The organism is Streptomyces sp. NRRL S-495 (assembly GCF_000966955.1).
In the GTDB taxonomy this organism is placed as follows: domain Bacteria; phylum Actinomycetota; class Actinomycetes; order Streptomycetales; family Streptomycetaceae; genus Kitasatospora; species Kitasatospora purpeofusca.
Genome location: NZ_JZWY01000144.1, coordinates 17,311 through 38,947, shown reverse-complemented (window position 1 = coordinate 38,947; position 21,637 = coordinate 17,311). Strand labels below are relative to the sequence as shown.

14 protein-coding genes and 1 pseudogene are annotated in these 21,637 nt (G+C 69.2%); 11 read left to right on the top strand and 4 right to left on the bottom strand.

The genetic code is table 11. The features are described from left to right. A pseudogene (locus VR45_RS10135) lies at window positions 1-791 on the bottom strand (hypothetical protein); the annotation flags it as partial. A 456-nt stretch (window positions 792-1,247) separates the two neighbouring features. Between VR45_RS10135 and VR45_RS43865 the strand changes: the two are divergent. Continuing rightward, entirely contained in the window at window positions 1,248-1,751 is a 504-nt protein-coding gene (locus VR45_RS43865) for an SsgA family sporulation/cell division regulator (protein WP_079008455.1), read from the top strand. Between the two features lie 70 nt (window positions 1,752-1,821). Here VR45_RS43865 and VR45_RS10125 read toward each other — a convergent pair whose 3' ends face one another. After that, on the bottom strand, window positions 1,822-3,333 hold the full coding sequence (locus VR45_RS10125; RefSeq protein ID WP_052708976.1) for a GAF domain-containing protein: 1,512 nt from the start codon (window positions 3,331-3,333) through the stop codon (window positions 1,822-1,824). A 472-nt stretch (window positions 3,334-3,805) separates the two neighbouring features. Between VR45_RS10125 and VR45_RS10120 the strand changes: the two genes are divergently transcribed. The 4 genes from VR45_RS10120 to VR45_RS10105 all read left to right on the top strand — a co-directional run bounded on the left by VR45_RS10120 (window position 3,806) and on the right by VR45_RS10105 (window position 7,267). After that, window positions 3,806-4,549, top strand: a complete 744-nt coding sequence (locus VR45_RS10120) for a phosphatase PAP2 family protein (RefSeq protein WP_353612675.1) — start codon at window positions 3,806-3,808, stop codon at window positions 4,547-4,549. Window positions 4,550-4,775: 226 nt separating this feature from the next. Further along, complete coding sequence (locus VR45_RS42170; protein ID WP_159394164.1) at window positions 4,776-5,288, top strand: pyridoxamine 5'-phosphate oxidase family protein; 513 nt, start codon at window positions 4,776-4,778, stop codon at window positions 5,286-5,288. 137 nt (window positions 5,289-5,425) lie between these two features. Continuing rightward, a complete protein-coding gene (locus tag VR45_RS10110; protein WP_045939348.1) occupies window positions 5,426-6,547 on the top strand; it encodes a TIGR03364 family FAD-dependent oxidoreductase in 1,122 nt (373 codons plus the stop codon). A gap of 36 nt (window positions 6,548-6,583) precedes the next feature. Then, window positions 6,584-7,267 (top strand): phosphonatase-like hydrolase, encoded by a 684-nt coding sequence (locus VR45_RS10105; RefSeq protein ID WP_045939347.1) that lies wholly within the window; start codon window positions 6,584-6,586, stop codon window positions 7,265-7,267. A gap of 67 nt (window positions 7,268-7,334) precedes the next feature. On the opposite strand, the gene VR45_RS10100 is transcribed toward VR45_RS10105, so the two are convergent. Continuing rightward, a complete protein-coding gene (locus VR45_RS10100; RefSeq protein WP_234325913.1) occupies window positions 7,335-8,000 on the bottom strand; it encodes an HAD family hydrolase in 666 nt (221 codons plus the stop codon). Window positions 8,001-8,498: 498 nt separating this feature from the next. Between VR45_RS10100 and VR45_RS10095 the strand changes: the two genes are divergently transcribed. The 6 genes from VR45_RS10095 to VR45_RS10070 all read left to right on the top strand — a co-directional run bounded on the left by VR45_RS10095 (window position 8,499) and on the right by VR45_RS10070 (window position 18,911). Beyond that, the gene (locus VR45_RS10095) at window positions 8,499-9,926 is read left to right on the top strand and encodes a sulfatase (RefSeq protein WP_045939346.1); all 1,428 of its coding nucleotides are present in this window, start codon (window positions 8,499-8,501) and stop codon (window positions 9,924-9,926) included. An 80-nt stretch (window positions 9,927-10,006) separates the two neighbouring features. Next, complete coding sequence (locus tag VR45_RS10090; RefSeq protein ID WP_045939345.1) at window positions 10,007-10,969, top strand: formylglycine-generating enzyme family protein; 963 nt, start codon at window positions 10,007-10,009, stop codon at window positions 10,967-10,969. A gap of 602 nt (window positions 10,970-11,571) precedes the next feature. Next, window positions 11,572-13,050, top strand: coding sequence for an ATP-binding protein (locus tag VR45_RS10085; protein WP_234325912.1), 1,479 nt, complete (start codon window positions 11,572-11,574; stop codon window positions 13,048-13,050). A 59-nt stretch (window positions 13,051-13,109) separates the two neighbouring features. Continuing rightward, the gene (locus tag VR45_RS10080) at window positions 13,110-15,896 is read left to right on the top strand and encodes a Z1 domain-containing protein (protein WP_234325911.1); all 2,787 of its coding nucleotides are present in this window, start codon (window positions 13,110-13,112) and stop codon (window positions 15,894-15,896) included. Then, complete coding sequence (locus VR45_RS10075; protein WP_045939344.1) at window positions 15,893-16,900, top strand: PD-(D/E)XK motif protein; 1,008 nt, start codon at window positions 15,893-15,895, stop codon at window positions 16,898-16,900. The genes VR45_RS10080 and VR45_RS10075 overlap by 4 nt, the downstream gene beginning before the upstream one ends. Continuing rightward, complete coding sequence (locus tag VR45_RS10070) at window positions 16,893-18,911, top strand: AIPR family protein (protein ID WP_045939343.1); 2,019 nt, start codon at window positions 16,893-16,895, stop codon at window positions 18,909-18,911. Before VR45_RS10075 ends, VR45_RS10070 begins: the two co-directional genes overlap by 8 nt. 388 nt (window positions 18,912-19,299) lie before the next feature. Here VR45_RS10070 and dcm read toward each other — a convergent pair whose 3' ends face one another. Next, complete coding sequence (gene dcm, locus VR45_RS10065) at window positions 19,300-21,294, bottom strand: DNA (cytosine-5-)-methyltransferase (protein WP_234325910.1); 1,995 nt, start codon at window positions 21,292-21,294, stop codon at window positions 19,300-19,302. Window positions 21,295-21,637 lie beyond the last annotated feature (343 nt).

Below are 21,637 nucleotides of genomic sequence, written 5' to 3'. Positions count from 1 at the left end.
CCGGGGACGGGGACGAGCGGGCGGGGCGCGGTCGGCGAGGGGGAGGGCGCGGGGGTGGCCGGGGCCGTCGCGGTGGGCGTCGGCTCCTCGGCGGGCCGGTCGGCGGTCGGCCGGTCGGCGTTGCGGGAGGCGGGCTGCTCCTCGGCGGGCTGCCCGGCGGCGAGGGTGTCCCGGCCGTCGCCGGCGGTGCCCGTACCGGTGCTCGTACCGGTGCCGGTGCCGTCGCCGTGTCCTCCGGCGGGCTCGCCGGTCACGCCGTGCCGGGGCGGCGGGCCCTCGGCGAGCGGTACGCCGGTGGGGGAGTCGCCGCGGGGCGCGGCCGGGGTGGCGGGACGCGGACCGGCTGTCGGGCCGTTCGGGTCGTTCGGCTCGTTGGGGCCGGTCGGGCCGGGCACGGGGACGGCCGGGGTGGCCGGGGGACGGCCCGCGGTGGCGGTCGAGGTGCTGGTCTCCCGGTCGGCCGTGGTGCCGGAGGCAGGACCGGCCGTGGCGCCGGAGGCGGTACCCGGGCTGCTGTCGGGGTCGACGGCCGGGCTGGGCGGCGGGGCGCTGGAGCCGACCCGGGCGACCCCGGCCCGGCGGCCCACGCCCTGCTGCTCGTTGAGCAGCAGGGTGGTGGCGATGCTGATGCCCACGACGGTGGACATCGCCATCGCGGCGCCGGAGAACCGCAGGGTGGGCAGTCGCAGGCGGCCGCCGAACGGGCCGGGCCGTCCGTGCCGGCCGTGCCTGGTGCGGTAACGGTCGTGCGGGTACGCCGTGTCCTGCCCGGTGTCCTCGGACGGACCCACCGGACCCCTCCCTCCCCTGAAGTCACCGTTGCGGTCGCCGCATTCTCCCACGTACCGACGGCGGCACCGGTGTTGCCGACCGGGCGGCCGGCCGCCCGGTACGGCCGGTCCGACCGGGAACCGATCGGGGAGCGTCGTCCGGGATGCGTCCGGGCCCGGCCCGAGCTTGTCCCCCCGGGGCCGCGCGTGCGGAGTCCACCGGGTGCGCGCGCGGGCGTGCGCCGGCAGGGGGACGAGCGTAGCAGCGGGCACCCGGGCGGTGGCCAGAGCCCGGAGCGAATGGATCAAATCCGTGGACAACCCGTTGACCAGCGGAAGTTGACGGTCCGTCTGACAAGGGCGGTAAGGGATCCCGGGAGCGTTCGGGGATTATTGCAACCCCCTTGCAACCCTTGCCGGTCCGTCGCGCGGTGGCGCAGTCTGGGGGGCATTCCACGCCGTCCCGGAGAGACCGTCATGCCGCCCGACCCGCTGCCAGCACCCTCCAGTGCCCCTCTCGCCGCTACCCCCACGGGCGGCGAAGAGGCAGGCTCCACCGCCGCTCCGGCGGCGGTGGAGGAGGTGCTGTCCCTGCGGATCTCGCTGGGCGAGGAGGTGGTCGGAGAGGTCCGTACGCGGTTCCGGTTCGACGCCGCGCGCCCGTACGAGGTGCTGCTGACGTTCCATTTGGGGCGGCCGGACGAGGCCGACTGGGTGTTCTCGCGCGAACTGCTGCGCGACGGCCTGCGCTCGTTGAGCGGTCAGGGCGACGTCAAGCTGTGGCCGGCCTACTGTCCGTGCCACGGCTCGACGTTGCACCTGGCGCTGGAATCACCGCACGGCAGCGCCCTGCTGGAGGTCTCCAAGCCGAAGGTCCGGGCCTGGCTGGACCGCACGTACGCGCTCGTCTCGGAGGAGGCGGAGCGGGCCCACGGGCCGAGCGACGCCGAGCTGTCCGAGCTGCTCTCCGGCGGCCGCTGAGCCCGGGGCGGGTACCCCCGGGCCGACGGACGGCGACCGGACCGGTGGCGTGCTCGGACCGGTGGTGTGCTCAGGCCGGTGGCAGTGGGACCCGGCCGGTTCGCGGAGCCGGCAGCCGGCCCGGTGAGGGCGGCGGGCCGGGGAGCCGGACGGTGCCGCTCGCCAGTCCCGCGCGGAGCCTGCGCACGGCCGGGCCCGAGGAGGACGGCAGCAGGTCGTACGGGTCCTCCGGTCCGGCCACGCCGACCAGGACCGATTCGGCGAAGCGGTAAGGCCGGTGGGCCAGCAGGCCGCCCAGGTGGCGGCGGAGCCGGGACAGCTCGGCCCGCACCGTCACCGTCCTGGCCGGGTCCCCGAACAGCGCGTCGGCCAGCTGGGCCGCGCTGAGGCCGTTCCGTTCGGTGGCGAGCAGGAGCAGCAGTTCGGCGTGGCGGGGGCTGAGCGCGTGCGACCAGCTGCCGGCCGCGCCGTGCACCGACAGCGCCGGGCTGCCCGGCCGGCGCAGGTCGAGCCGGACCCGGGCGCCCTCGGCCTGTTCGGCGAGCAGTCCGCCGAGGCCGCCGAGCTCGGCGGGAACTCCGGGGCCGTCGGGGTCGTCGGGGTCGTCGGGGGTCCCGGCTACGACCGGGGCGGTGTTCCGGAGCGGGACCGGGCGGACCAGCCAGCCGTCGGCGAGCGGCTCGATCACGCACTCGCCCAGGCTGGGCAGCCAGTGCACGGCGGTGGTGCTCCAGCCCTCGGCGGGCAGTCGCAGCCGGGCCGGTGGCGGCAGGCCCGCCGCGGCGGCCGTCCAGCCGGCCGCGTCGACGACCAGGGCGGGCCCGTTCACCCGGGCCAGCATCGGGGCGGCGAGGGTGCGCAGGTGGTGCAGTGATTCGAGGCGGCGGGCGCGCAGCTCGGTCTCGGCGAGCTTGGCGGCGGTGGCGGTCAGCTGGAGCAGGTAGGGGCGGACGGAGTGGGCCGGGCCGCTGAGGTTGATCGCGCCGATCAGCCGGCCGGTGCCGGGGTCGTGCACGGGGGCGGCGACGCAGGTCCAGGAGTGGTGGCTGCGCAGGTAGTGCTCGGCGGAGTGGACCTGCATCGGGCGCTGGGCGCGCAGGGCGGCGGCGATCCCGTTGGTGCCGACGCTCTCCTCGATCCACCGGGCGCCGGTGAGGAAGCCGATCCGGTCGGCGCTGCGGCGCAGGCCGCGCTCGCCCTCCTGCCAGAGGATGTGGCCGTCCGCGTCGGCGATGGCGAGGATCAGCGGGGGCTGGCCGGACTGTTCGAGCAGGGTGTCGCGGAGGACGGGGAGCAGTGGGTCGAGGCCGCTGGTGCGGCGGCGGTGTTCGATCTCGGCGGGGCCGAGGTGGACGGCGGCGGCGCCCGCGTCCGGGTCCAGGCCGAGCCGGCGCAGCCGTTCCCAGGAGTCGCCGATCTCGGGGCGGGGCTGGAAGAGGGACGGGTCGTCGGGGGTGGTCTCGCGGGTGGCGGCGCGGGCGGCGGCCTCGGCGAGGGCGCGCTCGTGGACCTTGGCCAGCTCCGCCGCGGTCTGCGGAGTACGACGTTCGGGTCGTCGGGTCTGCCGTCCTGGCTGCCGCACTCGGTTCGCTCCTCGCCGCCGTTCGAGGGCGCGCCGGGGCCGACGCGCTGACGAAAGAGTACGGGCGCCACCCGTTCCTGGGGATGGGGTCTGCCAACTCGGAATACCCGACGGTATGCGAGTGGACATGCCAATGACCGGGAGTGTCCGGCCGGGGGTGGGGAGGGGTGCGACGGGGGGCCGGGAGCGGTGGGCAGGCGCCCGGTTCCGGGGCGGCCGAGGTGGGCGGCGGCAAGCGGGCGCGCGGGGCCTGCGGGGTGCGCGCCCGGCGCACGGGTGCGTGGCAGGGGCGCGTGTCCGAATGCTGGTCATGGTGGCGGTGCGGGGGTGGACGGCGGTCCGGCTCGGGCGCGCCCGGTATCGACCGTTGTCCGGTGCCGATCGCCGTTCTGGTAGTAGTTGTCCCTATGCTCCCGATTGTTTGCAAACTGTTCGGTGACCGGCGGGCCCGCCGTCGCACCGGTGCCGCCCGGTGACGGCAGTGGTCCCGGCCCCGGCGGCGCGCGAGGCGGCGCTGCACGGGCTGCCGGTGCAGGGCCTGCCGGTGCACGAGCTGGCCGTGTACGACGGCAGTGGTGTCTCCGGCGGCCTGTACAGCCGGGTGGTCGGCTGGGCGGAGGCCGCGCCGCACTGGCTCGACCGGCTGGTCGAGCTCTGGTCGCTGCTCGGCCTCGGGCTCTTCGCGCTGCTGATGCTCGCCGCCTGGTGGCGGGCGCGCGACGGCGGGCCGGCGGTGATGGCCCGGGTGCTGGCCTCGGCGCCGGTCGTGCTCCTCGCCTACGTGGTGAACTCCGGCTTCAAGGGGCTGGTGGAGGAGGTCCGGCCGTGCGCGCAGCTGCGGGTGCGGGACACCCTGGAGAGCTGCCCGGGCCCCGGTGACTGGTCCTTCCCGAGCAACCACACCGTGATCGCCTTCGCGGCGGCCGCCGCGCTGTTCCTCGTCGATCGGCGGATCGGCGCGGTGGCCGCGGTGGCCGCCGTGCTGATGGGCGCCTCCCGGGTCTGGGTCGGGGTGCACTATCCGCACGACGTCCTGGTGGGGGCGGTGGTCGGCGTGCTGGTGGCGGTGCCGCTGGTGCTCGCGGCCGGCCGGGCCGGGCCGCTGGTGGCGCACGCCCGCACCGGTCCGCCCGGTCCGCTGCGGCCGCTGCTGGGCGCGGGGGCCGCGGCGGCGGTCGCCGGCCCGGGCCGGCCGGTCGGGGTGCGGCGGGACTGAGCGGCACTGGGCGGGGCCGGGCGGGACTGAGCGGCACTGGGCGGCACTGAGCGGTACCGGGCGGTACGGAACCGGCAGGCCGGACGCTGTCCCGACCCTTGTGCGGCAGGGGTGCCGGGGAAGAGCATGTGAGCCGGGCGCGGCGGCCCCCGACGGGGGCACCCGCCCGGCTCAGTCGTGCCAGGGCGCCGCGCGCCGGGCGTGCCAGTGGAGGGAAGTGCTGCTCATGCCGTACCGACTCGACATCACCCAGGGGGACTGGCCGGCCGAGGAGCTCGGCAAGGGCGTCGAGGGCCTGCTGGCCGAGGCGATGGTGCTCACCCTGGCGACGGCCGGCCATGAGCACGGCCCGCACGCCAACCTCGCCTTCTTCGCCTACGACGACGACCTCGTCCTCTACTTCGTCAGCGAGCGCGCCACCCGGCACAGCCACCACCTGGCCGAGGAGGCCAGGGCGGCGGCCACCGTGTTCCTGCCGCCGCCGGTCTTCGGCGAGCAGCTGCGCGGCCTCCAGCTGACCGGCAGCGCGGGCGAGGCGTGGGGGCGGCAGGCCGAGTCGGCGCTGGCCGCGTACCAGGCGCGGTACCCGGCCTTCGCGCAGGACGAGGAGGTGCGGCGGCAGTTCCTGACCGGTGGGGGCGCGGCGGCGCTGTACCGGTTCCAGGTGGAGGCGCTGACGGCGGTGGACGAGCCGAAGTTCGGCCGGCGGAACTACCTGCGGGCGGCCGTGCGGCGCTGACCCCGGCCGGGGCGCCCGTCCGGGAGCTGTGACGAGACCCGGCGGGCGCCATGTTGGCTGTACAACTTTTCGGTCGGTTCATCTGCGGTCCGCCACTCGGACGCCCCTCGGACATCTGGCGGCACCAGCCTGGCCGCATGAGAGTCATCGTCGTAGGAGCAGGCGTGCTCGGCACCATGCACGCCTGGCAGGCCGTCGAGCGCGGCCACGAGGTCGTCCACCTGGAGCGCGAGGCGGAGGCGCGCGGCGCCTCGGTGCGCAACTTCGGCCTGGTCTGGGTCAGCGGCCGCGCACAGGGCGAGGAGCTGGACACCGCGCTGCGGGCCCGCGAGCTGTGGGAGCGGATCGGCGGGCAGGTCCCCGACCTCGGCTTCCGCGCCAACGGCTCGCTCACCGCGATCCGCACCGAGGCCGAACTCGCGGTCGCCGAGCAGGCGCTGACCCTGCCCGACGCCGCCGCGCGCGGCTACCGGCTGCTCGACGCCGAGCAGACCCGGGCCGCCAACCCCGCCCTGCGCGGCAAGCTGCTCGGCGCCCTGTGGTGCGAGCGGGACGCCGCCGTCGAGCCGCGCACCGCCCAGCCCGCGCTGCGCGCCGCCCTGACCGCCACCGGCCGGTACACCTTCCTGCCCGGGCGCGAGGTCCGCGACGTCATCGGCGAGCACGCCGTCCGCGACGACCACGGCGACGTCCACACCGGTGACCTGGTGATCCTCTGCACCGGCGCCTGGCTGGGCGGCCTGGTCCGCGAGCTGGCGCCCGAGCTGCCGGTCCGCAAGGTGCGGCTGCAGATGATGCAGACCGACCCGCTGGACGAGCCGCTGACCACCTCGGTCGCCGACGGCGACTCCTTCCGCTACTACCCGGCCTTCGCCGGCGGCGCCCTGGACCACCTCCGCGAGGTCCAGCCGCAGCCGCCGGTCGCCGCCGAGCACAAGATGCAGCTGCTGATGGTCCAGCGCCGGGACGGCGGTCTGACCATCGGCGACACCCACGAGTACGACCACCCCTTCGGTTTCGACGTGGTCGAGGACCCGTACGACCACCTGGTCGGCGTGGCCGAGGAGCTGCTGGGCCGCCCGCTGCCCCGGGTCCGCCGCCGCTGGGCCGGCGTCTACGCGCAGTGCGTCGACACCACCCGGGTGGTCCACCGCGAGCGCGTCCGCGACGGCGTCTGGCTGGTCACCGGCCCCGGCGGCCGGGGCATGACCTGCTCGCCCGCGATCGCCGAGGCCACCGCCGACCTCGCGAACCTGTAAGCCCGCCAACCCGTAAGTCTGTCGAAGGAATTGAACATGTCGAACGACATCCGCCTGGTCGTCCTGGACATGGCCGGCACCACCGTGGCCGACGACGGCCTGGTCGAGCGGGCCTTCGGGGCCGCCGCCGGCTCGCTCGGGGTCGAGACCGGCGGCGCCGAGCACGCCACCATGCTGGAGCACGTCCGCGCCACCATGGGCGAGTCCAAGATCTCGGTCTTCCGCCACCTGTTCGGCGAGGAGGAGAAGGCCCAGCGGGCCAACACCGCCTTCGAGGCCGCGTACCACGACCTCGTCGAGGCCGGCCACTGCGAGGCGCTGCCCGGCGCGGCCGAGGCCATCGCCGAACTCCGCGGCCAGGGCCGCAAGGTGGTCCTCACCACCGGCTTCTCCCGGGCCACCCAGGACCGCATCCTGACCGCCCTCGGCTGGCAGGACATCGCCGACCTCACCCTCTGCCCGGCCGAGGCCGGCCGGGGCCGCCCCTACCCGGACCTCGCGCTCGCCGCGCTGCTGCGCACCGGGACCGACTCCGTCCGGCAGATCGCGGTGGCCGGTGACACCGGCTACGACATGCTGACCGGCGTCCGGGCGGGTGCCTCGGTGGTCGCGGGCGTCCTCACCGGCGCCCACGACGAGCAGCGGCTGCGGGCCGACGGCGCGACCCACGTGCTGAAGTCCGTCGCCGAGCTGCCGGCCCTGCTGGGACCGGTCGGCTGAGCCGGACCCGGGCGGGGGGCGACGCGAGGCGCGCCCCGCCCGGGCCGCACGACCCTGACTCCCCGTTCTACGGCCCGACCGAGGCCAGTAGGGCGGGGAGTTCGCGCATGTCCTCGAAGACGACGGTGTCCGGGCCGGTCAGCCGGGCGGCGGGGGTGAGGCCGCCCGCGTAGCCGAAGGCCCGCATGCCGGCCGCGCGCGCGGCCAGGACGCCCGGGGCGCTGTCCTCGACCACGGCGCAGGCCGACGGCGGCACACCCATCCGCCGCGCCGCGTGCAGGAAGAGGTCGGGGGCCGGCTTGCCCCGGGCGACCTCGGTGGCGCTGAAGATCCGGCCGGCGAAGCGGTGGTGCAGCCCGGTGCGGCCCAGGGTGTGCGCCATCTTCTCGTGCGAGCCGCTGGACGCCACACAGGTCGGCAGGGTGATCGCGTCGAGAGCCTCCGGCAGGCCGTCGACCGGCTCCAGGCCGGCGTCCACCTCCTCGGCGTGCCGGCGCACGAACTCCGCCCACCAGCGGTCGGCGGTCTCCCGGCCGAGCCGCTCGGCGACCTGCTCGTCGATCGAGGCCATCGAACGGCCGATGAAGCGCTCCACCACCTCCTCCTCGGTGAGCGGCCAGCCGAGTTCGGCGCCGAGGCCGATCTGCACCCGGGCCGCGATCCGCTCGCTGTCCACCAGGACGCCGTCGCAGTCGAAGATGACGAGCCGTACCGGCTCCGCAGGAATGATCACCGTCGGAGGATAGCCGCGGGGGCCCGGGTGTCGGCGAGCGGAAACCTGCGGCCGGATCTCCGAAACGGCGCCGACACAAAAGCGCCCGGGTATTGCCAGCGCTCGCCGGGAACTCCTAAAGTCGCTCGCATGGCAGCTGGAGAGTTCCTGGCTGCTCGCCGGCACGTCGATTTCGGACGGCTCGCGAGCGCCCTCTGTACGGCCGCTCCGGCGTGAGTCGGCGGCGGTCCCCGGGCGGGTGGACGGGGACCGGCCGCAGCGCGTCGGACCTTCCCGGGGTGGCTCGCACCCGCACCGTTCGTGCAGGTCGGTGAGGTTCCCCGAGGTGTTCGCCGCGGATCTCCGGCGAGTCTCCGCACCCGTGAATTCAGTCCGGGGCGCGGGTACGACGTCGCCTCGACCGGTGGTCCGCCTCCCCGTGAATGAATTCCGGTGACACCCGTGGGGAATTCCCCCGCCCGGTGTTCCGGAATCATCGACCAGTATGGAGGCAAGGCAATGAGCGAGATCGGTGATTCGGAGCCGAACGGTAATTCCGCGATCGGCCGGCGGGGCTTCCTCGCCGGCGCCGCGGCCGTGGCGGCCACCGCCGCCGCCCCGGTGGCGCTCCAGGTGGCGGCCGCCGCCCCGGCCGCCGCGGCCGGTGCCGGCCGGCCGAACATCCTGCTGATCGTCACCGACGACCAGCCCAAGCAGACCGAGTGGGCCACCCCGCAGACCGTGGACTGGATCGCCGGCCACGGCGTCCGCTTCACCCGCGGCCACGTCACCACGCCGCTCTGCGCGCCCTCGCGGTCCTCGGTGTTCTCCGGCCGCTACGCCCACAACCACGGCGTGCGCAACAACGGCGCCTCGCACAGCCTGGACCAGCACACCACCGTCCAGCGCTACCTCCGGGAGGCCGGCTACCGCACCGGACTGTTCGGCAAGTACCTCAACTCCTGGACCCTGGCGGACAATCCGCCGCACTTCGAGGAGTGGGCGCTGCTCCAGCCCGCCTACAACGACGCCAGCTGGAACATCGACGGCACCGTCCAGACCCTCCCCGGCTACACCACCAACATCGTCAAGAACCGCACCCTGGCCTTCCTCGACAAGGCCGCCACCGACGCCCGCCCGTGGTTCGCCTACGTCACCCCGTACGCCTCGCACGCGCCCAATGTGCCCGCCCCCAAGTACGCGGACACGGTCGTCCCGCCGTGGAACGGACGCCCCTCGGTGCCGGAGGCCGACCGCAGCGACAAGCCCGGCTACATCCGGGACGCCACCGCCACCCTCGCCGACGGCCAGGCCGTGCGGACCAAGCAGCTGCGCACCCTGCTCTCCGTCGACGACGCCGTGCAGGCGATCCACGACAAGCTGGTGGCACTCGGGCAGTTGGACAACACCCTGGTCATCTACCTCGGCGACAACGGCTTCACCTGGGCCGACCACGGCTGGATCAAGAAGTCCGTGCCCTACTCCCCGGCGCACGAGGTGCCGTTCTACCTGTCCTGGCCGGCCGGCGGGCTCGGCGCGGGCACCAGCGACCACCGGATCGTCGCCAACATCGACGTCGCCCCGACCATCCTGGACGCCGCCGGGATCACCCCCGACACCCCGCAGGACGGCCGCTCGCTGCTCACCGCGTACAGCAGGAACCACCTGCTGGTGGAGTGGTGGAAGCAGGGCACGGCGGCGGGCGGACCGCCCACCTGGTCCTCGTACGTGGCGGCGGACAAGCAGTACACCGAGTACTACGCGCTGCACACCGACGCCAACGGCACGGTGTCCGGGACGGGAGAGGTGAAGTTCCGCGAGTACTACGACCTCGCCGCCGACCCGTACCAGCTGACCAACCTGCTGTACCAGGCCACGCCGCAGCAGGAACAGGCGCTCGGCGTACCGGCGCTGGCGGCGCAGCTGGCGGCCGACCGGGCCGCCTGACCCCGCACCCCGCCCCCGCATCCCACGGCCCGGGGCGGCGGCCGTCCGCCGCCCCGGGCCCCGACCGGACGAGGAACCCCGTGTCGACCACCAAGCCCTGCTGCACCCCCGGCCGCGACGCCACCGCCCCGGCCCCGGCCCCGGTCGCGCCGACGCTCGCCGCCCCGCCCCGGACCTCGCGGGTCGCCCGGCAGCTGACCGGCCTGCCCGGCGGGCGCTTCCTGATGGGCACGGACGACCGGACCGGCTACCCCGCCGACGGCGAAGGCCCGGTCCGCGCCGTCGAGTTGAGCCCGTTCCGGATCGCGGCGACCACGGTCACCAACGCCGCCTTCGCCACCTTCGTCAAGGCCACCGGCCACCGGACCGAGGCCGAGGGCTTCGGCTTCTCGTACGTCTTCGAGGGCTTCCTGGAGCCCGGACTCGCGGCCGTCTCACCGGCGGTGGCCGCCGTGCCGTGGTGGCGGGCGGTCGCCGGGGCGAGCTGGCGGGCGCCCGAGGGGCCGGGCTCCTCGGTCACCACCCGCCAGAACCATCCGGTGGTGCACGTCTCCTGGCACGACGCGCAGGCGTACTGCGCCTGGTCGGGCACCCGGCTGCCGACCGAGGCCGAGTGGGAGTACGCGGCCCGCGGCGGGCTGGAGCAGGCCCGCTACCCGTGGGGGGACGAACTCACCCCGGGCGGACGGCACCTGTGCAACATCTGGCAGGGCGTGTTCCCCACCCTGAACACGGCGGCCGACGGCCACCGGGGGACGGCCCCGGTGACGGCCTTCCGGCCGAACGGCTTCGGGCTCCACAACACCGTCGGCAATGTGTGGGAGTGGTGCGCCGACTGGTTCAGCCCGGACTTCCACCGCACCGGCCCGCGCCACGACCCCGTCGGCCCGCCGGACGGCACGGCCCGCGTCATGCGCGGCGGCTCCCACATGTGCCACGACTCCTACTGCAACCGCTACCGGGTGGCGGCCCGCAGCTCCAACACGCCGGACAGCTCGGCCGGCAACATCGGCTTCCGGGTGGCGGCCGACGCGGCTCGCTGAGCGCTCGGCGCACGCTTCCTGTGGACTGCCGGGTGCGGTGGCTGCCGGCCTGTGCAGGTGGGTTGGTGAGGCGTGGACGGCGTTGTAACCCTTGCGGCGCGCGCATTGGCCTGATGGAAGTAGGCGGAGGCGTTCTCGGCGGTGGGGTCCGAGAGGCGCTCTGGCCGTCCTGGGCGGGCAACGGGCCGCCGTTCGTCTCGTCGTGGCGCGTGGTCCCGGCGGTAGGCAGGGTGGTTGTGGGCGCGGTGACGTCGGTGAGCGGGTGTCGGCTGGGAGCGCTGATGCCGTCGCCGGTCTCTCGGAGCGCGAGGACGTCCAAGCCCTGAGCGAGGACGATGCGCATTGTTGCCAGATCGAGCACGCCGGGATGCCGTCATCCCCTGTGCACGCGGCTCGACCTCAGTGCAGGGCTACGTGAGCTTTGGAATGTTCGACATCGCACCGACCGCTTTCGGTATCATCCAGCAAGCGGAGGCGTCAGCCGGTGTGGAGCGCGTGCAAGCGTGTCCACCACGCGAGCGTTGACAGGTCCTGCGTCCGCCGCCAGTACGGGGCGTGTTGACCAATCGATCGCAAACAGCACTGATCCGGCGCGGAGCGTGATGATGGACTTTGACGTCGCGGCTCCTGATCCTGCCGGCATGGTGGCCTCACTCAGCTCGCTTGGCTACTCGCTCCCCGCAGCCATTGCTGACCTTGTGGACAACAGCATCTCGGCCGACGCTCTCGGTGTCGATGTCTACTTCACTTGGGAAGGACAGACGTCCTGGATAGCTGTCACTGATGACGGCAGGGGTATGACCGAGGCCGAGTTGGTGACGGCGATGACGGTCGCGGCCCGCGGTCCGTCCACCGTGCGAAGTGCGACCGACCTCGGCCGGTTCGGCGTCGGCCTGAAATCGGCCTCCTTCTCCCAGGCCCGCAAACTCACGGTGGCGACGGCCACTGACGGTCGATGGAGGGTCCGGACCTGGGACCTTGATGTGGTCGAGCGTTACAAGGAGTGGCGACTGCTGAGAGAGCCAGACGAGGCGACCTCTGCTCTCCTCGCAAAACTGACGAATGGTTGCCGGCATGGGACGGTCGTTCTTTGGGAGCAGTTGTCCGGCTACCACGACGCCGCAGTCGCCAAGGAAGATCAGAAGACCCGAGAACAGTTCTATGCAGAGGCTGAGCGCACCGAGATGCATCTCGCCATGGTCTTCGGCCGCTTCCTTGAACGGTCGGCACGTTGCCGGATCCGTGTACGGGGTACTGCGCTGACCGGCTGGGACCCGTTCCTCTCTGGCCATCCGTCGGTGCAGACCCAACCGCCGGAGGTCTTGCCGCTGGGGTCAAGGTCGGTGAGGGTGCAGGCCTACATCCTGCCGACGGTCAGGCGGCTTTCCGACATCGAGGCCGCACATGCAGCCGGACCGCACGGTTGGCTCGGGCAGCAGGGCTTCTACGTTTACCGACGTGACCGCCTCATTCTGGCCGGCGACTGGTTGGGGCTCCGGAGTCTGCGTCGTGAGGAGAAGTTCAACCGGGCCCGGATCGCTATCGACATACCGGCTGAGAATGACGCCGACTGGGGTGTCGATGTGCGGAAGGCCAGCGTGGTCCCTCCGGTCTCACTTCGGGGGCACTTGCTGCGCATAGCGAAGAATACCCGCGACCTCGCCTCCCGGTCTGAAAGGCAGCACGGCAATGTGGCATCACTGTCGCATGGTGATCCGTTGCGGTTCGCTTGGAACGTCAAGCGGATCAATGGCAGGATTCTGCTGCGAATCAACAGGAAGCACCCCCTGGTCGATGCTGTGGCGAAGGATGGGAGCGCAGATCCCGCTCTCGTTCGGGCTCTGCTGAGACTGCTCGAAGAGACCGTTCCGGTGCAGGCCCTCCGGGTGATCCACGAGACCGATACTGCAGACGATCCGGAACCCTTCGGAGGCCCTGGTCCGGCTGACGAAGAAACCCTCGGGGTGGCGGGCAAGGTGTACGAGGTGCTTCTCGGTAGGGGGCATTCCCCTGAGAAGGCGCGCGAGGTTCTCAACTCGATGTCGCCGTTCAACGAGAAACGGGGTTTCTGGAACACCTGATCCGGCGGCCTTCGCCTTGGTCCCTTTGTCTTAATTTGTTCCGGCCGCTGGAGGTCGTTTTGAGTCCCGCCCTTGACGCCAACCTCGCACAGGCCGAGAAGGCCGCACTGATGCTGCTGCCCGACGATCACCATGCGACTCCGGAGGAGATCGACACGGCCGCGACGACGGCGGTGATGATTCTTGGAGCGCAAGGAATTTCGGTGGATCGTGACCGACTGCGCAAGCTTCTTGAAGGCCGGGCCTCCGTGTTTCAGGCTGCTTCCGCGGGGCTGCACGACGGTAAGGGGCACGTACCGTGGCTCGCCGATGCCAAGGCCGACCGAAGTTGGGACTTCTGGGACCGGTACCAGCGGTATCTCCAGAAGGTTCGGAAGCTTCCGGTACAGGTTGTCCGCCGCCTGGACCAGAGCACGGAGGAGGTCCTTGGAGAGCTGGAGGATCCGAAGCGGGAAGGAACCTGGCGGCGCACAGGACTGGTGATCGGGCAGGTCCAGTCGGGAAAGACCGGGCAGTTCATCGGACTGGCTGCGAAGGCGGCCGATGCCGGATACCGACTCATCGTGATCTTCGCTGGTATTCACAATGATCTGCGGAGTCAGACGCAACTCCGAATTGACGAAGGACTCCTCGGATTCGACACGCAGTACCAGTTCCGATCGGACGACGCAGCCCACCGTCATATCGGGGTGGGGGCGATGCCGCTGGAGAAGAGGCTCGCTGCAGCTTCGCTCACCACGAGCCACGAGCAGGGTGACTTCGATCGCAAGACTGCGGCCTCCGCGAATGTTCCTGTGGGCAGCGTTCCGGTGGTGCTCGTAGTCAAGAAGCACCGCCGCATCATCGACAATCTCCGGCACTGGGTGATCGACAACCATGGCGTCGAGGACCCGGAGACGGGCAGGAAGGTCGTTGCCGACCTCCCCCTCTTCGTGATCGATGACGAGGCCGACAATGCTGGGGTGAACACATCGAAGGATGCCGACACCAGGCCCTCGGCGATCAACAAGGCGATTCGCCAGCTGGTCAACAGCTTCACTAAGGCGTCCTATGTCGGCTATACGGCCACGCCGTTCGCAAACATCTACATCGACCCCGACTCGGCCGACGACGAGTTTGGTCCGGATCTCTTTCCGGAGAGCTTCATCCGGACATTGCGCGCACCGTCCAACTACCTTGGCCCGGAGCGGCTTTTCGGACTTCAGACCGATGGGGATGAGGAGGATATTGCACCACTTCCCCTGATCCGACTTGTGAAGGATGCGGAACTCTGGATCCCGGACAAGCACAAGCCTCACCTCCAAGTGCCGGACTTCTTGCCGGAGTCGCTTCGGAGAGCGATTCGTTCCTTCATTCTGACCTGTGCCGCACGACGCCTGCGGGGACAGGAGACCGAACATAATTCAATGCTGGTACACGTGACCCGCTACACCGCGGTCCAGCAGCAGGTCCGCGACCAGATCGACGTCCAGGTCCGGCTCCTCGCTGACTCTCTCCGGGACTGGTTCAGTAGCGGGCGCGTGGATCTGCTGGAAGAGCTTCGGGAACTTTGGGAAGAGGATTTCGTCTCCTGCACTGAGGGGATGGGTGGAGTAGATGCCGAATGGGAGGAGGTCGAGGAGCATCTGCTCCCGGCCCTCCTGAAGATTTCAGTCAAGGCGATCAACGGTACGGCCAAAGACGTCCTGGACTACTACGATCAGCGGACCACCGGGCTTTCGGTGATCGCGGTCGGCGGTGAAAAGCTCTCCCGTGGCCTGACCCTGGAAGGCCTGTCTGTCAGCTACTACCTGCGCGCCTCCAAGACGTACGACACTTTGCTGCAGATGGGGCGATGGTTCGGCTATCGCCCCGGCTACGAGGATCTCTGCCGGCTTTACACGACAAAGACACTCCAGCGTCAGTATGCGGAGATCACTGCCGCTGCCGACGAACTCCGCCGGGATGTCGAAGAGATGGCCGCTCTGGGTCTGACTCCGCGCGAATTCGGCCTCAAGATAAGGACGTCATCACTCGGCCTGGGTATCACGGCAGCCAACAAGATGCGCAGGGGCACGCGAGTTCGACTTAGCTACTCGGGCGAACTCCCCGAGACGACCATTTTCGATCTTTCAGAGAAGGCTGTCCTGGGTAACTATGAATTGCTGAGCCAGTTTGTCTCGAACCTCGACTCGCTTTCCCGGGCCAAGGTGGACGACCGGAGTGGGAGTGTCACGTGGCACGGTATTCCGGATGAGGCCGTAAACGAGGGTTTCCTGGATTCCTACCAGACCGATCGGCATGCTCAGCGCGTTCGGCCTGCCTTCATTGCAGAGTACGTACGTCAGTGTGCCAGGCAGGGTGAGCTGGGCAACTGGACCGTCCGGCTGGTGAGTACGGCGCCCGGTGACGGTTCGGAGGAGGTCGCAGGCCGGGCCATCGGACTCGTCCGGCGCGGTCACTCGAAGACGGCCGACGTTGTGGCCGGCCGCTACACCATCAAACGTGTTCTCAATCCGCCGGACGAATACTGCGACTTCACTCCGGACCAGGTCGGTAGGGCTCTTGCGGCGACGAAGAAGGCGGCAGAGGGCAGTCTGAACTCGAAGGGCGGGAACCTCGACCCGGACAAGCCTCGCGGTCGTCCGCTGCGCGCCCAGCGCCGTCCGGACCAGCCGCTGTTGCTCCTGTACCCGCTGGCTCCCTCCGAGGTGGCGTCCCCGGTCAACACGGCACCCGCTGTCCCTCTGGTGGGGTTCGCCATCAGCTTCCCGTTCTCCGATTACCAGGACAAGACCGAGTACGTGGTCAACGAGATCTGGTTCAAGCAGGACATGGACCGTGACAACGAGGACGACGACGAGTGATCGACGAAAGCCTGTGGCAGGAGCTGGAGGTCCATCAACAGGTTCCGGGCAGGTCGGTTCGGCGTCTTCACCCGGACTCCCCACATGACATCAGAGTATCGGTCACGCACCCGGGCCTCCGGCGGATGCTTCTGCTCGGTGCCGATGCGAAAGCCGCTGACATCGTTCGGCAGGAGATCCGGGACCTGCCGCCCACTCGGGGTCTTCATCTGAGCATGTCTGCGGTCTCCAGCTGGCAGTACGAGATCCAGGTGATGCTCACCGACGACGAGTTGGGCGAGGTGTTCACGCCTCTGGTGGCGGATATCGCGGATGTCGTCCGTGAAGCGCCTACGAATGAGACGGCAATGGAGGCGGCTGTCCGCCGCTACGTACGCTGGCAGCAGCTGCTCCGTTCCGTTACACGCGAAGGGCTCTCCCGGCAGTCCCGGCATGGGCTCTTCGGTGAACTGCATTTTCTCCTTGCATATGGGCTTCCGGCTGTCGGCCAGCATGTCGCGGTCGAGTCCTGGACTGGTCCTCGGAAGACTGAACAGGACTTCCAGCTGCCTGGTGCTGCGGTGGAGGTGAAAACCAGCGCCACCCGTGCGCCGAGTCTGATTCAGATCGCCAGCGAACGCCAATTGGACGTGAACGGGGCGACACCCCTTGTCTTGGCACATTTCGTGCTCGATGACCGCAGGCGGGGGCTGGGCATGACCTTGAACGCCTTGGTCGACGAGATACGGGCTGTGTTGACCTCCCCGTCGACGTCCCTCCGGTTCGAGGGGACGCTCGTCCAGGCCGGGTACCTTCCGAGTCAGCGTGATCTGTACGACGATGATCGCTACACCATTCGCCGCACCGAATTCTGGCAGGTTGGCACCGGATTCCCCCGCATAATCGAATCCGATCTGCCCGCCGGCGTCGGGAACTGTACCTATACCATCGACGTATCCGCTCTCGACAACCATAGTGTCTCCGCCGATGCGCTCATCGCCTTTATCCGAGGAACCCATGGCTGATCACGACCTCAACGAGTACGCTCGCGCACTGGTTGCCGACATACAGGCGAAGGCTGAAGCGGAGGACGGCTCGATCCCGAATACGTTCACCCGCCATGTGCTCGACATCCTCGAAGAGGCGGGTGTTGCCTCCGACACAACGCTCGCGTACTACTCCGCCCGAGGGCTGGAGATCTACGGCTATGGTGTTTCCGAAGACGGGTCCCACCTCGACCTGTTCACCACGGACTTTCACCTGGCCCAGGGCGAGTCTAAAATGATCAAGGCGGAGTCTGAGAAGCTCTTCCGGAGACTGGCAGCCTTCCTTCGGAAGCATGAGACTGTGCGTCAGAGCCAGGAGGACAATACCGACGTTCACGACATGTGCGTCGGGGTCGAGAAGGCGATGCAGGAAGTTTCGAGGATCCGCCTATTCGTCCTTTGCAACCGGGTTAGTACGGCGGATGCCCCTGAATCGACGGAATTTGAGGGCATCCCGGTAACCCACGAGCTCTGGGACCTCGCTCGACTTCATCGACACGAGACCTCCGGGACTGTTGCCGAACCGATCAAGGTCACGTTCGACCAGCCCCTGCCCTGCCTTGCGGCGCACAGCGACGAGCCGAACTACTCCGTTGTCCTGGCGGTGATCTCGGGCAGGAAGCTCGCCGAGCTGTACGAGGAACACCGCACCCGCCTGCTCGAGCTCAACGTGCGATCGTTCCTTCAGACCCGCGGTGCGGTCAACAAGGGCATCCGGGACACCCTCCTGCACGCGCCGGGTCGATTCCTCGCCTACAACAACGGTGTGACCGCGACCGCATCGGATGTGGACTTCATCGTGGACGGCGAAGGCAACCCGATCGCCATCAAGAGCATGACTGGCCTTCAGATAGTCAATGGCGGCCAGACCACCGCCTCGCTGCACCATGTGCTGAGCCGGGACAAGCGGGACCTCGACGGCGTTCACGTACAGATGAAGCTCACGATCGTGGAGCCGGCGCACCTGTCGGAGATCGTGCCGAAGATTTCCCAGTATTCCAACACCCAGAACAAGGTGACGCTGGTCGACTTCAGTTCGAACCACGACTTCCATATCGACTTCGAGCGGGTCTCCCGGACCCTGTGGGCGCCTGCGCCTGACGGAAGCAGCCAGGAGACCCGCTGGTTCTACGAGCGAGCCCGGGGCCAGTACGCCGACGAGTCGGCAAAGCATCACACTCCTGCGAGTCAGCGCAAGTTCAAGTTGGTCATGCCGACGCGGCAGCGGTTCAGTAAGTCCGACCTCGCTACCTATGTGCATTCCTGGGAGCAGCTTCCGCATTGGGTGAGCCGCGGTGCCCAGAAGAACTTCGCCCACTTCATGGAGCGGATAGACAGGTCCGGTCCGATTGTCGACGCGCGCTATTGCAAGCGGGTCATTGCCACGGCCCTACTGTTCCAAACCGCCGACAAGGTGGCCCGGATGCACGCCGCAGGCAGCCACAAGAGGCTGATCACGACGTACATGGTGGCTCGCCTCGCTCTCGCGACGGAGAGGCGGATCGACCTCGACCGGATCTGGAATATGCAATCGACGACCGAGGCACTCGAGGAAGCCCTTGATGACCTTTGTCCGCACGTGATGAAGGCCGTGATCGTCAGCGGTCGGCATGTATCGGAGTGGGCAAAGAAGCCCGACAGTTGGGACGTGGTGTCTCGGACGCATTGGGAGGTTCCCGACTCACTGAAGGCCGAGCTCCTGGACGCCCCCATCGTGCTGGCTTCACCAGAGGAAGAAGGCTCCGACGAAGCAGAGGTGCTCGTAACGGGGATCGCTAGCGAGACGTGGAAAGCCATCGGCGACTGGGCTCACGAAGGAGGGGGGCTGCGCCCGGCTGAGCGGCAGCTTGCCGATCGGGTTGCTCGGCGCCTGGAGCAGGGGCAGGGAGTCACTGGGGCGCAGGCCAGACGGGCCTATGAGGTCTACGAAGCGGCAATCAAGCTGGGGTTTCACGTCGATGGCGAGCTTCGTGACGACCAGCAGCTGTGACAGTCGTTCCGGGGACGTAGCGTCCTGACGTGCGAGCAGGTCGTCCCCGCAGGTAGGCGGCGGTCTGCACCAAGTGGTGCAGACCGCCGCCATTCTGTCGGCGGTCGTGGAGGAGCTCGGAGCCCTTCATGCAGGCGAAGGCCTGGTGAACACGGGCGCGTGCGCATCGGTGTTCGGCGTTGTGCTCCTCCTGGGCCCGCAGGAGCAGGCGGCCAGCTCGTCCGTGGGGGGCCGACCGGACGGGTTTTGATGTAGGTTCCAGCAACGGTGATGCCAGCGCACTTGGCGGGCAGGTCAGAGACCCGCCAGACGTCGCCGTCGGCCTTTTTCTCAGCCCGAAGCACCCAACCCGTGAGGGAGAACGACTCCCGGGCGAGGTGCTCACTGATCAATCGGCAGGGACATCCTCGAACAGGGTGGCCGGGGCCACTTCGCGGATCTCCGGGCGGCTCGGGCAGAAACTGCGGAGTGGACAGCTTCCGCAATCAGGCTGCTTGTCGCGGCACAGCCGTTCTCCGATGTATCGGACTGCGGCCATCCGGAGGGGAGCGTCCACACCGGAACCGACCAGTTCGATGAGATTGAGACGCCCGTCGGTCAGCTTGTTGGTGAGGTGCGACTCGTTCTGCTGGACCCGTGCGGCGACCCGTAGGGAGCTCTGCCCGATGTGGAAGATGTCATCTCCGGCCAGCAACCTGAACAGCGAGGTTTCGGCAGGCTTGAGACCCATTTCCTTGTGATTGGCGAGCACCGAATCCCAGCCCGCCCAGACCTCGGGCTTGTCGACGACCGATTTCAGCCGGCTCTCAAGGCGGGCCCGGATCGCCGCTGTCGTCGCACTGTTGAGGAGCCGGAGGTAGACCTCGGTGGTGAGTGTCTCCTGGCCTGAGACGCAGCTCATGAGCTTCCCCAATTGAGTCCGGCTCAGCTTGCCAGATGACAGGACTGCCATCACCAGGGCGCTGAGCGGTCCCATCTTCCGGCTACTGCGGCCGGGGGGAAACTGGTACCACTCGCCCCTGGCACGCTGGTTCTTCGCCCACTGCGTCAGCTCTGTACGAGCCTGCTGCCACTTGTCGTCCTTCGCCGGCTGGCGCTGGGCCGGCACCTTCAGCGGCACGAGTACGAGCGCCGCGGCCTTGCCGAGCAGGGGGGGGACTGCATTGCCGATCTGCTTGAAGGCGTCACTGCGGGTGCCCGCGAACCGGAACTCGTCGGGGAAGGTCTGGATCCGGGCAGACTCGCGCACGGTCAGCGTCCGCGGCTCCGAGGGGTGGATGTACCAGTAGCCGTCCTTGGCGATGTGCGCAGTGATGGTGCGGCTCAGCTCTTTCCAATCGAGCTTCTTGTATTTATCGGTGAACTGCTCTGCGTCGTACCTTTGGAAGCCCTTTTCGTCTTCCCCTAGCTTGTCGCCGAGGTCGGAGTAGAGCGTCTTGGAGTCCATGATCGTGAAGATCTTGAAGTCATCTTCCCTGACCCGGCGTGTCATGTGGTCGTAAATGAGGGTCGGCTTCTTGACTCCCTTGCGCATCTCCCTGGCGAAACGCGAGGGTGCGCCAACGAGATGCTCTCCGTATGTCAAATTCCGGTCACCGACGGGCTTCAGGGCTTCGGGGTGGAGCGCAGGAAGGTCTCCGATGGCGTCCTGCAACGTGGTCAGCTTTTCGGGCTGCGCCCACTCGAATGCTCCACCATCGTTGCGGGCGAGAAGGATGAGTCGCTTCCGGTGTTGCGGGACCCGGTAGTTCCAGGCATCCACCAGGCGAACCTCGGTCGCGTATCCGAGATTCCTGAGCTTCTCAGTGATGATCCGGATCACGCGGAAGTCGTCGCCGAGGCCCATGTCGGGGACGTTCTCCATGAGGACGGCGCGAGGCTGGAGTTGTTCCACCACGTCGATGTAGGCCCGCCACAGCTCCTTGCGGTGGTCATGCGGGTTGCGCTGGTGGTTCTCGACGAGGTGACGGATCTTGCTGCGCCCAGCACGGCTGAACGGCTGGCAGGGGGGTCCGCCTGCGACGATGTCGATCTTGGCGCCGGAGTCCTTGATCCGCTGGACAAATTCGTTGCGCTTCTCCTCGTCTCCGAGATCCACTTCGAGACTCATGCCGGGGAAGTTCGCGGCGTGCGTCTCGCGAGCGCGCTTGTCGAAGTCCACGGCGGCGGCGGTGGTCCAGCCGGCGAGCTCGAGACCGAGACTGAGGCCGCCTGCTCCGGAGAAGAGGTCGACGGCAAGTCGCTTGCCGCGTCCGTACCCCTTCTGCACCCAATCGTTGAACGCCTCGGGTTCGCAGTGGTGCTCGTTCTTCTCCAACTTGAGGCAGTCGCTCCGCTCCAGGGGTACGCCGTACGTCTTCTTCGCACCCTCCTGCTCCACCACGACCGAACCCTCCGAAGCTGCCGACATCAACGAGCACCAGGAGATCACGCTGGACCTTGCAGAAGCAAGGCATCCAAGCCGGCCTCGGTCGCCATCTGAGGCGAAGGGGCACAGGTGAGGGACTCCAACAGCCACCATCCATCACTCAATGTGATCGCGAGGTGACTCGAAGCCGTGTTCTCCTCTGGAGGTATCCATGCTAGAGGACGGCACGAACAACTCTCCCGTCACTGCCGTTGTTCGTGCTGCCTCACCCCGTTGGTGCCGTTCTGCCCAACGAGCGCCCACACGAGACGGCACCTTCGGCGTCTGGGTGATGCTCCTCCGGTGAACGGCTCGTCCG

Excerpts from the sequence above, each read along its gene's own strand:
- VR45_RS42170 (WP_159394164.1), top strand. The coding sequence starts at position 4,776 with ATGCCGTACCGACTCGACATCACCCAGGGGGACTGGCCGGCCGAGGAG.
- VR45_RS43865 (WP_079008455.1), top strand. The coding sequence starts at position 1,248 with ATGCCGCCCGACCCGCTGCCAGCACCCTCCAGTGCCCCTCTCGCCGCT.
- VR45_RS10070 (WP_045939343.1), top strand. The coding sequence starts at position 16,893 with ATGGCTGATCACGACCTCAACGAGTACGCTCGCGCACTGGTTGCCGAC.
- VR45_RS10110 (WP_045939348.1), top strand. The coding sequence starts at position 5,426 with ATGAGAGTCATCGTCGTAGGAGCAGGCGTGCTCGGCACCATGCACGCC.
- VR45_RS10085 (WP_234325912.1), top strand. The coding sequence starts at position 11,572 with ATGATGGACTTTGACGTCGCGGCTCCTGATCCTGCCGGCATGGTGGCC.
- VR45_RS10105 (WP_045939347.1), top strand. The coding sequence starts at position 6,584 with ATGTCGAACGACATCCGCCTGGTCGTCCTGGACATGGCCGGCACCACC.
- VR45_RS10095 (WP_045939346.1), top strand. The coding sequence starts at position 8,499 with ATGAGCGAGATCGGTGATTCGGAGCCGAACGGTAATTCCGCGATCGGC.